General features: G+C 68.2%; 13 protein-coding genes. 6 read left to right on the top strand and 7 right to left on the bottom strand.

Annotated elements, in window-relative coordinates:
- The first annotated feature begins 20 nt into the window (after window positions 1-20).
- Window positions 21-932 carry a carbamate kinase gene (locus tag LT974_RS14980; protein ID WP_232588424.1) on the top strand — a complete coding sequence of 304 codons (912 nt, stop codon included), beginning with the start codon at window positions 21-23 and terminating at the stop codon, window positions 930-932.
- On the opposite strand, the gene LT974_RS14985 is transcribed toward LT974_RS14980, so the two are convergent.
- From LT974_RS14985 to LT974_RS17795, 5 genes are all read right to left on the bottom strand, one after another.
- Window positions 929-1,279, bottom strand: coding sequence for a DUF7268 family protein (locus LT974_RS14985; RefSeq protein WP_232588425.1), 351 nt, complete (start codon window positions 1,277-1,279; stop codon window positions 929-931). The genes LT974_RS14980 and LT974_RS14985 overlap by 4 nt on opposite strands.
- Window positions 1,272-2,189: an ABC transporter permease gene (locus tag LT974_RS14990; protein WP_232588426.1), complete on the bottom strand. Its 918-nt coding sequence runs from the start codon at window positions 2,187-2,189 to the stop codon at window positions 1,272-1,274. Before LT974_RS14990 ends, LT974_RS14985 begins: the two co-directional genes overlap by 8 nt.
- Window positions 2,186-3,199 (bottom strand): ABC transporter permease, encoded by a 1,014-nt coding sequence (locus LT974_RS14995; RefSeq protein ID WP_232588427.1) that lies wholly within the window; start codon window positions 3,197-3,199, stop codon window positions 2,186-2,188. The genes LT974_RS14990 and LT974_RS14995 overlap by 4 nt, the downstream gene beginning before the upstream one ends.
- A gap of 49 nt (window positions 3,200-3,248) precedes the next feature.
- On the bottom strand, window positions 3,249-4,886 hold the full coding sequence (locus LT974_RS15000) for an ABC transporter substrate-binding protein (protein WP_232588428.1): 1,638 nt from the start codon (window positions 4,884-4,886) through the stop codon (window positions 3,249-3,251).
- Between the two features lie 150 nt (window positions 4,887-5,036).
- Window positions 5,037-7,766, bottom strand: coding sequence for an ABC transporter ATP-binding protein (locus LT974_RS17795; protein WP_269785414.1), 2,730 nt, complete (start codon window positions 7,764-7,766; stop codon window positions 5,037-5,039).
- Between the two features lie 82 nt (window positions 7,767-7,848).
- On the opposite strand from LT974_RS17795, the gene LT974_RS15020 reads away from it, so the two are divergent.
- Window positions 7,849-8,346 carry a DUF7529 family protein gene (locus LT974_RS15020; RefSeq protein ID WP_232588429.1) on the top strand — a complete coding sequence of 166 codons (498 nt, stop codon included), beginning with the start codon at window positions 7,849-7,851 and terminating at the stop codon, window positions 8,344-8,346.
- Here LT974_RS15020 and LT974_RS15025 read toward each other — a convergent pair.
- Window positions 8,343-8,966 carry a DUF5806 family protein gene (locus LT974_RS15025; protein ID WP_232588430.1) on the bottom strand — a complete coding sequence of 208 codons (624 nt, stop codon included), beginning with the start codon at window positions 8,964-8,966 and terminating at the stop codon, window positions 8,343-8,345. The two genes, LT974_RS15020 and LT974_RS15025, sit on opposite strands and share 4 nt — an antisense overlap.
- A gap of 534 nt (window positions 8,967-9,500) precedes the next feature.
- Here LT974_RS15025 and LT974_RS15030 point away from each other — a divergent pair.
- The 3 genes from LT974_RS15030 to LT974_RS15040 are packed head-to-tail and all read left to right on the top strand — an operon-like array spanning window position 9,501 to window position 10,758.
- On the top strand, window positions 9,501-9,869 hold the full coding sequence (locus LT974_RS15030; protein ID WP_232588431.1) for a universal stress protein: 369 nt from the start codon (window positions 9,501-9,503) through the stop codon (window positions 9,867-9,869).
- A 1-nt stretch (window position 9,870) separates the two neighbouring features.
- Window positions 9,871-10,419 carry a GNAT family N-acetyltransferase gene (locus LT974_RS15035; RefSeq protein WP_232588432.1) on the top strand — a complete coding sequence of 183 codons (549 nt, stop codon included), beginning with the start codon at window positions 9,871-9,873 and terminating at the stop codon, window positions 10,417-10,419.
- Between the two features lie 45 nt (window positions 10,420-10,464).
- A complete protein-coding gene (locus LT974_RS15040; protein WP_232588433.1) occupies window positions 10,465-10,758 on the top strand; it encodes a hypothetical protein in 294 nt (97 codons plus the stop codon).
- Here the strand turns inward: LT974_RS15040 and LT974_RS15045 are convergent.
- Window positions 10,750-11,193 carry a universal stress protein gene (locus tag LT974_RS15045; RefSeq protein ID WP_232588434.1) on the bottom strand — a complete coding sequence of 148 codons (444 nt, stop codon included), beginning with the start codon at window positions 11,191-11,193 and terminating at the stop codon, window positions 10,750-10,752. The two genes, LT974_RS15040 and LT974_RS15045, sit on opposite strands and share 9 nt — an antisense overlap.
- Before the next feature lie 94 nt (window positions 11,194-11,287).
- Between LT974_RS15045 and LT974_RS15050 the strand changes: the two genes are divergently transcribed.
- Window positions 11,288-11,719, top strand: coding sequence for a universal stress protein (locus tag LT974_RS15050; protein WP_232588435.1), 432 nt, complete (start codon window positions 11,288-11,290; stop codon window positions 11,717-11,719).
- The last annotated feature ends 4 nt before the right edge of the window (window positions 11,720-11,723 follow it).

Below are 11,723 nucleotides of genomic sequence, written 5' to 3' on the forward strand. Positions count from 1 at the left end.
GCGGTGGCGACCGTCCACGTATGCGAACGGTCGTCGCGCTCGGCGGGAACGCGCTCGCGCCGGGCGGCGAAGCCACGATAGCCGCCCAGCGCGAGCGAATCGAGGCGACCGCCGACGAACTCCGAGCACTCCACGACGAGGGCCACGGCCTCGTGTTGACCCACGGGAACGGCCCGCAGGTCGGCGCGCTGCTCCGCCAACAGGAGACCTCGGACGCGCCCGAGCGCCCCCTCGACGTGCTCGTCGCGGAGACGCAGGCCCAAATCGGCTACCTCCTCCAGCAGGCCCTCCACGAGCGCGTCGACGCCAGCGTCGCGTCGGTCGTCACCCAAGTAGCGGTCGACCCCGAGGACCCGGCGTTCGGCGATTCGTCGAAGCCAATCGGCCCGTACCTGAGCGCTGAGCAGGCCCGCGAGCGCGAGTTCGAGACGGCAGAAGTGACGACGCCCGAGGGCGAGACGGCGTACCGGCGGGTCGTCCCGTCCCCCGAGCCGACGCGAGTGCTGGAGGGCGAGCGCATCGAGAGCCTCGGCGCGGACGGCGCACCCGTCGTCTGCGGCGGCGGTGGCGGCGTCCCGGTGGCCGTCGCGGACGGCGACATCGAGGGAGTAGCGGCGGTCGTCGACAAGGACCACACGACGCGGCTCGTCGCCGAGCGCGTGGCTGCCGACGTACTGGTGATGGCGACGGACGTCCCCTGTGTCTACACGGACTTCGGGACGCCCGAGCAGTCGCGTATCGAGGACGCGACCGCCACGGAGCTGCGCGAACACCTCGCCGGCGGCGAGTTCGGCGAGGGGAGCATGCAGCCGAAAGTGCGGGCGTGTCTGCGGTTTCTCGACGCGGGCGGCGAGCGCGCGGCCGTCGCGGAAACCGAGGATATTGCTGCGGCGGTCGCGGGCGACGCCGGCACGCAGATTCGCCCCGGTTAGACGCCGAGTGCGACCGACACGAGCGCGGCGGCGAACGCCCAGCCCGCGCCCGCCCACGACAACACGAAAAACGCCTCGCGAGCGCCGGCTTCCGTCCACGCGGAGCCGACGTCGACGTACTGCTGGACGCCGCGGAGCGTCTCGCCGAGGCCGACGGCGGTCGCCCACGCGAACACGCCGAACCCGAGCACGAGCGCGCCGAGCGCGAACGCCGTGTCGGTCGCGCCCTTCGGGGACGTGACCGCGAGTAGCACCAGCGAGAGGGTGACGCCGACTGCGGCGCCGCGGAGCGTCCAGCGGCCCGCGCGGGCGGCGAGGTCGCGCAGGCTGGGGGGAGAATCAGTCAATCGCTTCCCGCATCCGCGGGTCGAGCGCGTCACGCATGCCGTCCCCGAGGAGGTTGAACCCGAGAACGGTCAGCGCGAGCAGCAGGCCGGGGAAGAACGACCACCACCACGCCCCCGAGAAGAGGCCGTACTCGACGCCGTTCGAGAGCATCATCCCCCACGTCGGTTCGCCGGGGCTGGCACCGAACCCGAGGAAGGACAGCGCGGCGATGTCGATGATGGCGAGCCCGAAGTTCAGCGTCGACTGGACGGTGATAGGGGCCAGACAGTTCGGGAGCACGTGGCGCACGAGCAGCCGGGGGTCGGTCGCGCCGAGCGCGCGCGTCGCCTCGATGTACTCGTCCTCCAGAACTTTCAGCGCGGCACCGCGGACGACGCGGGCGAACCGCGGCGTGTACACGAGCGTCAGCGCCGCGACCGCGCGCCACAGCCCGAGGTCGTCCGGGAAGATGGTGACGAGCGCGAGCGCCAACAGTAGCGACGGGAACGACAACAGCACGTCCATCGTGCGCATGATGACGTTGTCCGTGAGGTCGCCGTAGTACGCCGCGATGATGCCGAGGCCGACGCCGAGTACGGTCGAGGCGGCGACCGTGACGGTGCCGTACAGCATCGCGTACCACGCGCCGTACAGCACGCGCGGGAAGATGTCGCGGGCCTGGCCGTCGGTGCCGAACCAGTACTGCGCGCTCGGCGCGGCCTCGGTCGGGTTCGTGCCGAACTGCGTCGACGTGATCGCGCCGAGGTCGTAGGTGAACCGGGCGTAGATGGCGACCGCGAACACGCCACCGATGAGCGTGAGGCCGAGGACGGCCAGCCGGTTCGACAGCAGTTCGGAGAGAAACGGGCTCGCGCGGAGCCGCTCGACGATGCCACGCTCGACGTCGGGAGTTTGGGTTTCGGTGCTCATTGTTCGATGCGGGGGTCGAGGACGGAGTACGTCACGTCGACGAGGAGGTTCACCAGCGTGTACATCACCGCGAACACGAGCACGGTGGCTTGCACGACCGGGTAGTCACTCTGGTTGATGGCACTGACCAGCAGCGTGCCGATGCCGTTGATTTCGAAGACGGTCTCGGTAAGCACGGCACCGCCGAGCAGCGCCCCGAACTGGATGCCGATGATGGTGATGACGGGGATGAAGGCGTTCCGGAGGCCGTGTTTCATCGTCGTAATCTTCTCGCCCTGGCCCTTCGCGCGGGCAGTCCGCATGTAGTCCTGGCGGATGACCTCGATCATCGACGAGCGCATCATCCGCGAGATGAGCGCCATCTGGTAGATGCCCAGCACCACGACGGGCAACAGGAGGTGCCGGAACGCCGACCGGAACGCGGGGAGGTCGCCCTCCAGGAGCGTGTCCACGAGGATGAAGCCGGTGACGGAGTCGATGAAGTGCGCGGAGCCGATGCGGCCGCTGGTCGGCAGGACGCCGAGGAACTGCGCGAACAGCAGGATGAGCAGCGGCCCGCTCCAGTAGATGGGGATGCTGATACCGCTGAGCGCGCCGATGCGCGTGAGGTGGTCGGTGAGGGTGTCCTGCTTGACCGCGCTCAGGATGCCCAGCGGCAGGCCGAACAACAGGCCCGCGAGCTGGCCGAGCACCGCGAGTTCGATGGTGATGGGGAGGCGGTCGGCGAGAATCTGGCTGACCGGCGTGCCGCGCTGGATCTGGTAGGACTGGCCGAGGTCGAAGGTGGCGACGTCGCCGAGGAAGCGGAGGTACTGCTGCCAGAGCGGGTCGTTCAGGCCGAGGTCCGCCCGGACTTGCTCGATGAACGCCCGGCTGGCCCGGTTCCCGGCGATGGCGACCGCTGGGTCGCCCGGCGAGAGGTGGAGGATTGCGAACACGACGGTCGCCACCCCGAACAGCACGGGGACGAGGAGCAGCAACCGTTTTGCGACGAACCGCTTTGAGACCATTACGCGAAGGGGGGAGTGCGAGAATTAAAAAGGTCCCGTCGTGGGGCCGTTATTCCAGTTCGACGAGGTCGAGGTGCGGGCCACCGATGGCCGAGATGGTGTAGTTGCTCACGCGGTTGCTGACCCCGCGCACCTCCTCGGCGTAGTCGATGTACACCCACGGTGCCTCGTCGTGGGCAATCTGGGACGCCTCCCGGTAGAGCTGTGCGCGCTCGCTCTGCTCGGTGGACGTCTGCGCTTCCTCGACGCGGTTCATGAAGTCGGTGTTCGCCCACGCCGACCGGTTCGACGTGTTGAACCCCTCGGTGTCCCACGACACCCAGTCCTGGCCCTGTGGCACCTCGCACTGCGGGTGGAGGAGGACGTAACAGAAGTTGTCGGGGTCGGCGTTGTCAGTGTACCAGCCCGCGAGGCTGGCGTCGTGGCGACCCTCGGAGGTGTACGTGAGGTAGTCCGAGAACTGCCGGTCGTCGATGGTGACGCTGACGCCGACCTCGTCGAGATTCGACCGGATTGTCTCGGCGGTCGGGAGCGGCGCGGGGTTGTAGCCGCGGGGGTTCTGGAACGTCGTCAGCTCGAAGGAGAAGCCGTCGCCGTAGCCGGCTTCTTCGAGCAGCGACTGCGCCTGCTCGGGGTCGTGGGGGTACGGGCTGAGGTCGTCGCTGTGACCGAACAGCGCGGGCGGAATCGGCTGGTCGGCCTGCTCGGCGATGCCCGAGTAGATGTTCTCGACGATGGACTGCGTGTCGATGGCGTAACTGATTGCCTTCCGGACGCGGCGGTCGCGGAACGCCTCCACGCGGGACATGTTGAAGCTCATGTAGCCGATGTTGATACCCTGCGTCGTCTCCGCGGAGGCGGTGTCGGAGTCCTCGATGGTCTGGATGGTGTCGGGGTCGAGCCCGTCGATGATCTCCATTTCATCCTCGATGAGTGCCTGCGCCCGCGTGGAGTTCTGGCTGCGCGTGAGGAACAGCAGTTCGTCGACGTTCGCGCCGTCGCCCCAGTAGTCGTCGAAGGCGGTGAGCTGGATGCGCTTGTTCGCGTTGTCGAGTTCGGAGAGCTCGAAGGGCCCGGTGCCGACCATCTCCTCGTCGAGGTTGGTGTCGCCCTCGATGGCGTCCTGGGAGATGACCACGGAGACGAACATCGCGAGGTTCCGGAGGAACGGCGCGTACGTCTGCGTGAGCGTGATGTTCAGCGTGTAGTCGCCGTCCTTGGAGACGCTGTCGATCCAGTTACCGAGCGTGAACGGCCCGTACGCGGACGCGTCCTCGAAGTAGTGCTCGTAGTCCTCGTCGACGAAGCGCCGGTAGCTGGCGATGAAGTCGTCAGCGGTGAACTCCGTGCCGTCGTGGAAGGTCACGTCCTCGCGGAGCTGGAGCGTGACGTTCGAGCCGTCCATCGTCCAGTCGGTCGCGAGGTTCTCCGTGAGCGACGCTTCGCCGGGCGTGAACCCGATGAGCGTCTCGTAGGCCTGGTTGGTGACCTTCGCGACTTCCCCGCTGGTGGTGTTGTGCGGGTCGAGCGTCGAGGAGTGCGAACCCCGGCCGTACCGGAGCGTGCCGCCGCCACCGCCGCCACCGAGACAGCCGGCAACGGAACTCGTCGCGGTCGCGGCGACGGTCGCGGTGCCGGCGGCCTTCAGGAAACTGCGCCGTGAGACCTGACTGTCATTACCTGCCATAAGAGGACACCCGAGAGCGACCCAAATAATAGTATCGGATAGTCGTGGTGTAATCGGCACACGCCGCCGGGGCCGCCCGCCGACGAACTTCGGCCGGGGACAAAATTGCCGCAAACTCCGGGATGGCGACGGGGCAGCCGCGGCCCCGAGTCACTCAGCATCGGAGAACAGGTGACACGCTGCCGGGTGGGCCTCGTCGCCGAGGTGGGGGTCCGTCCGCTCGCAGACGCTCTCGAAGGTCTCGCTGAGGACCGCTTCCGCGCCGTCCCAGTCGCCCTCGGCGAGGTGGTCGAAGGACTCATCGACGGCGTTCCGAGCCTCACCGGAGAGCGGCTCCTCGAAGAACTGGTCGTGGAGGACGGCGTAGAGGTCGCTGCCGCTGTCCGCGACCGCCCGGTCCGCGGGAGCCTCGCCGGCCGCCTGCTCGCGCGCGGCGTCGAGGTCGATGTCGCGGGACTCCACGCGCTGCCGGTAGAACATCACTTCGCGGTAGCGCTCCTGCTCGATGTCGAGGTCCTCGGGCGGAATCACGGACGGACACCGCGTGCGGAAGTGACAGCCCGACGGCGGGTCGATAGGCGACGGCACGTCCCCCTTCAGGATGGTGCGGTCGCCGGTCTCGGCCAGCGGGTCGGGCTCGGGAATCGCCGACAGCAACGCGTTCGTGTAGGGGTGTTTGGGGTCGCCGAACAGCTCGTCCGTCCCCGCGACCTCCACGATTTCCCCGAGGTACATCACCGCGACCCGGTCGGAGATGTGGCGCACCACGGAGAGGTCGTGGGCGATGAACAGGTACGTGAGCCCGTACTCCTCCTGGAGGTCCTCCATGAGGTTGATAATCTGGGCCTGCACGGAGACGTCGAGCGCGCTCACGGGCTCGTCGGCGACGATGAAGTCGGGGTCGACCGCGAGCGCCCGCGCGATGCCGACGCGCTGGCGCTGCCCGCCCGAGAGCTCGTGCGGGTAGCGGTCGTACTGGCTCGGGTCCAGCCCGACCTCTTCGAGGAGTTCGACGACGCGTTGGCGGCGATGGCCCTCCGCGAGGCCGTGAATCTTCAACGGCTCCATGACCGTCTGCCCGACCGTCATCCGCGGGTCGAGACTCGACATCGGGTCCTGGAACACCATCTGCATGTCCTTGCGCTTCTCCCGGAGTTCGGTCTTCGAGAGGGTCCCGAGGTCGTCGCCCGCGAACACGACCGTGCCGTCGGTCGGCGGGTCGAGGTGGAGGAGCGCGCGCCCGGCCGTCGACTTCCCGCAGCCGGACTCGCCGACCAGCCCGAGCGTCTCGCCCTCGTGGACGTCGAGGCTGATGCCGTCGACGGCCTTCACGCTGGGCTCCTCGCCCGGCAAGAACCGGTCGAGCCAGCCCGACTCCTGCGCGTAGTACTTGCGCATCTCCTGGAGTTCCACGAGCGGCTCGCCGATTTCGTGTTCGGCCGCCGTGGAGACGCCCTCCGCCCCGTACTCGCTCTCGTCGAACTCCGGGAGGATGCACTTCGAACGGTGGTCGATGTCCTCGGCGCCGTGCTGGAGGAACGGAATCTCGCCCTCGCGGCACTCGGGTTGCGCCCACGGGCAGCGGTCCGCGAAGTGGCAGCCGTCGGGCATGTCGATGAGGTCCGGGACGTTGCCCTCGATGGGCGTCAACCGCTCTTTGTCCTCGGTCGGAATCGACTCCAGCAGCGTGTACGTGTACGGGTGGCTGGGGTTGTGGAAGATTTCCTCGACGGGACCCTCCTCGACGATTTCGCCCGCGTACATCACCGCCACCCGGTCGCAGGTCTCGGCGACGACGCCGAGGTCGTGGGTGATCATCAGCACGGACATCCCGAACTCCTCTTGGAGGTCGTCGATGAGGTCCAGAATCTGGGCCTGGATGGTCACGTCCAGCGCCGTCGTCGGTTCGTCGGCGACCAGCAGCCGCGGCTGGCACGCCAACGCGATGGCGATGAGCACGCGCTGGCGCATCCCCCCGGAGAACTCGTGGGGGTACTCCTCCAGCCGCGAGGTTGCCTCCGGAATCCCGACCTCGGTGAGGATGTCGACGACGTCCTCGAACACCTCTTCGTCGTGTTCGCGGCCGCCGACTTTCGGGAGAATCTCCCGAATCGCGTTCAGCCACGTGTCGGGCTTGCGGTCGCCGTACCGGTGGAGGCGCAGCGACTCGGCGACCTGCTCGCCGACGGTCACCGCTGGGTTCAGCGATGTCATCGGGTCCTGGAAGATCATCCCCATCTCGCCGCCGCGCACCTTCCGCATCGCCTCCTCGGGGGCGTCCGTGAGGTCGAGGACGCCGTCGGTCACATCCACGTCGGCCGCGTCCGCCCCGCGCAATAGTTCGGCGCGTGCATCGTCGTCCACGTAGACGAAACCGTCGTCGGCGTCGTCGATGGCGGTTTCGAGGGCGTCCGCGACGACGGACTCGGTCGCGCCGGAGTCGAGCCGGTCGGCGGCTTCGCGGACGTCGTCCGCGAGGTCGGCGGGGTCGTCGGCACCGGTGAGGTCGGCGGACATCCCGCGGAGTTCCGCGGGTGCCGACTCGACGCCTTCGCCGACGCGGAGGTCGCCGACGACTTCCCAGACGGCGTCGACGAGTTCGAACGGGTACGGGACGACGCTGCCCTCGAAGTCGCCAGCGAGGTCGGCGGCGAGGTCGGCCGCACGGAACGTCACGCGACCGTCCACGACCTCGCCCGGGTCGTCGACGAGGTCCATCGCCGACAGCGCCGTGACGCTCTTCCCGGAGCCGGATTCGCCGACGAGCCCGACGGTCTCACCCTCCTCGATGGTGAGGTCGATGCCGTCCACGGCCTTCACCGCGCCGCGTTCGGTCTCGAACTGCGTCCGCAGGCCGGAGAGCGACAGGAGGTCAGTCACTGGGCAAAATTCGCAGTCCACCCAAGAAATACCTTGCGGGACTTGGGCAACGCTTATCCCCGGCGCTGCCCGCGACACAGACATGAACGACAACCTCGCCACCGACGGCCCGACGAACCAGCCGACGGAGCAGGGCTGGCAGGCCGTCGTCGAGGACATGGCGGCGACCGCCGAGGCGTACCGGGACCGCGGCTGGACGACGCTGGAACTCCACCCCGGCGACTCGGTGCTCGTCGACTCGGAGTTCCGCACCGGCCTCGACGTGGTGCTGCCCGGCGACGAGTACGAAGACCTCGAAGCGGTCGCCGAGGACACGACGTTCACCGACGTGGACGTCTTTCAGGCGGCCGCTAACAGCACGACGTACCTGCTCGTCGTGGAGAAAGACCCCGACAGCGAGACCGCGGTGTTCGTGCCCGCGTACTACGACACCGCATCCTCTGCGGAGAAGCTCGACACGATTCGCGCGAACGACGAACTCCGGCTGTTCTGCCGCCGGCTGAACGACGACTACGTTGAGTTCGTCCACGCGGACGTCGACCCGTTCCTCCCCGACGACGCGCGGCCGGACCGCGTCTAGTCGTCGGCGCTCGCGTCCGCGTCGATGGTGTGCCCGCAGTTCGGGCACTCCGTGCCGTCGTGGCGCAGTTCGTCGCTCGCCGACCGCACGTCCCGCATCACCGACGAGATGCGCTCCTCGGCCTCTAGCTCCTCCTCGACGGCGAGGTCGACGCCCTCCACTTCGAGGAGGAACTTCGCGACCTCCGTCACCTCGTACATCAGGTCGTCGAGCTCGTCGGCCGTGAAGAACCCGGACATCGCGCCGTAGAGGAACGTCGCGCCCGCCATCCGGACTTTGTCCTCGAACGCCGACCGCGCCTGATTGACCGCCTGTGGGCTGTACGTGTCGGTCATGAACGGCACCAGCTCCGGGAGATTCTCGCCGATTTTCGTCATCTCCACGCCGGTCTCCGTGCGGAAGTCCGCGCAGAGCCGGGCTATCGCCCACTCGCGGGCCGTGATGTAGGTTCGGTCCCGGAGGAACTCGTTGACGCGGTCGTACTGCGCGCCGTCCATCTTCGAGAACCGCGCGTACTCGCGGACGTCCTCGGGCACGTCGTCGGTGTCGTCGGTCGGGGCCTCCGTCGGCTCGACGGCCGGCGTGAGGTCCCAGTCTGCGGGAGAAGCGCGTTCGGGCATGGCGTAGGGTTGCCGTGTTGAGCGCAAAAGCGTGTCGCCGGGAACTTCGAACGAAGTTCCCGAACGGACGAGCGGGGAACGTAGTGACCCGCGAGTCCCGGCGAGACCTCGAACGAAGTGAGAGGTCTCGGAAACGTGAACGGCGAGCGCGTGCTCGACCGGAGGGAGAGCACGTTATGGCGAACGGCGAGCAACGCGAGCCGTGAGCCGTGAGCGAAGCGACCCGTGAGCGGCGTGGGGAAGTCAGCCCAGCGAGAAGTTCCCGAAGGGAGAGCACGAAACGGCGAACAGTGAACGGAGCGTGAGTCGCGTTGCTCAGAATCCCGCAGTTCGGAGGCGACTCGCGTTGCTCAGAACCCCGCAGTTCGCGGGTCGCTTCGCTCCCCGCTCACATATTCGGAGGCGACTCGCGTTGCTCGTCGCCTCCCGGTTCACGGCTCCCTGCGGTCGCCGTTCACGTATTCGGAGACGGTTCCCTGTCGGTCACCGTCTCCCAGCCGAATCCTTTTACTCGGCGGCGCTGACAGTCCGACTATGAAAGTGCTGCTCGGCATCGGCGGCGCAGACGACTCCCTCGACGCGCTCCACGAGACTGTCGAGCGGGCGGTCGAGACCGGCGACGAGGTGACGGTGGCTGTCGTGGAGAACCCCGACAGCGACCGGTCGCCCGAGGACCTCGTGGAGGTCGCTCGGGAGACGCTAACCGAGGCCGGCCTGGCGACGGACGTACGGCAGTTGTCCGGCGACCCGGGGAGTAGTATCGTACAGTTGGCCGAGACCGAGGAGTTCGACCAGATCGTGCTCGGGGGCGGCCAGCGAAGCCCGATGGGAAAGATTCGCCTCGGCAACATCGCGGAGTTCGTGCTGTTGAACGCGCGCGTATCCGTGAAGTTGGTGCGTTAGCATGGCCGACGAACGAGCGTACCCCGACGAGGTCGCGGACGAGTTCCCGCGGCCGCCGCGGGAGTTCGAGGACGGCGAAGGCCGACCCATCGAAGTGCGGGCGTGGGAGGGCGAGCACGGCCCGGGCGACGACGCCTTCGAGGCGGTCGTGGAGATGTACGTGGAGTTCGACCCGGCGGACCGCGCGCAGGGCGTGCCGCCGGTCGGCGAGCAGCGCATCCGGGAGTGGCTGGAGAACCTCTTCGAGCAGGACGGCTACGACGTGCTGGCGTGGGACGACGACGAGGTGGCGGGGCACGCGACGCTCGTGCCGGACAACGAGTCGACGTACGAGCTCGCCATCTTCGTCCACCAGGACTACCAGGGCGCGGGCATCGGCACGAAACTCATCGAGGCGCTGCTCGGCCACGGCCAGGAGCACGGCGCGGAGTACGTCTGGCTGACCGTCGAGCGCTGGAACCGGCCGGCGGTCGCGCTCTACGAGAAGGTCGGCTTCGAGACGGCGGCCGCCGAGAGCTTCGAGATGGAGATGGCGATTCGACTGAACTGACACGGTTCGGGTAGTGTTTTCACGGGCGCGGCGGAACTTCCGGACATGGCTTCCCCCGATTGGTCCGACGAGCACATTTCTCTCGCGAACCGGTTCACCGCGCAGGTCGTGTTCGCGTGGCTCACGTTGGTCGGGATGAGTTCGGTGCTCACTCGAATGGGGATGTTCGGCGTCCTGCTCGTGGTGGTCCTGACAATCGGCGCGACGTGGCTGCTCGTCCACGCGCTGTTCACGCACGTCGACAGTCTCGTGCAGACGCGCCTCGAAGAAGCAGGGATGACGGGAACGCCGACGAACCCGGGAGGAGACGACGTTAGCGCCGATTCGTCGTCAGACTGAGAGGACCGGCTGGCTGGCGTACAGCAGCACGTACTCGGCGGCTTTTTCGAGGACGTCGCCAGTCTCGTCGCGCAGCCCCTCGCGGGGGATGGTGAGGAAGTCGGCGTCGACGTCCGCCGCACAGTCGAGGATGACGCTGCCGGGGTGCTGAAGTTTGCGCGTCGTGGAGAACCCGTACGCGATGGTGGCGTCGACGTGGACGTCCTCGGGCGCGAGTTCCTCGACGTCGTTGAGGAACGTCCGGGTCTCGTCGGCGAGTTCCGGTTCGTCGACTTCGCCGGCGTGGATGCCGCGGCTGACCGTCTCGCCGAGGACGTACAGCGCGTGGGCGTCGGCGTCGTACCGGTCCGCGACCGCGAACGCGTACTCGGCGGCCGTGACCGAGGCGTCGGTCCCGTCCACGGGCACGAGCACGGTGTCCACTTCGAGGCTCATGGCTGCGTCTGCGCGGGCGGGCTACTAAAGCGCTCCGCGTGTGCGGGCACCACTGCCGCGTGGGTTTAAGGGGCGCGGGCGCGCAGCGTCGAGTATGATAGAGACGGTGGTCATCGCGACCGACGGGTCCGAGAGCGTCGGGCGCGCCGTCGCGGTCGCGCTCGACTTCGCGGAGCGCTTCGACGCGGACGTTCACGCGCTGTACGTCTTAGAGGAGAGTGAGGTCGAGAGCGCGCCCGCGGAGGTCCGTGAAGAGATGCACGACGCTCTCGAAGCACGCGGGGAGGAAGCCGTCGCAAGCATCGCCGAGGACGCCGACCAGCGGGTGACGACGGCGGTCCGCGAGGGGCGGCCGGCGGCGGAAATCAGCCAGTACGCCCGCGACGTGAACGCCGACGTGGTCGCGACCGGGACCCGGGGCCGCCACGGCGAGAACCGCTTTCTCATCGGGAGCGTCGCCGAGCGCGTCGTCCGGACGTGCCCGGTGCCCGTGTTGACGGTGCGCCAGCTCGACGAGAACGAGTAGCGGG

Source organism: Halobacterium noricense, assembly GCF_021233435.1.
GTDB classification, from domain to species: Archaea; Halobacteriota; Halobacteria; order Halobacteriales; family Halobacteriaceae; genus Halobacterium; species Halobacterium noricense.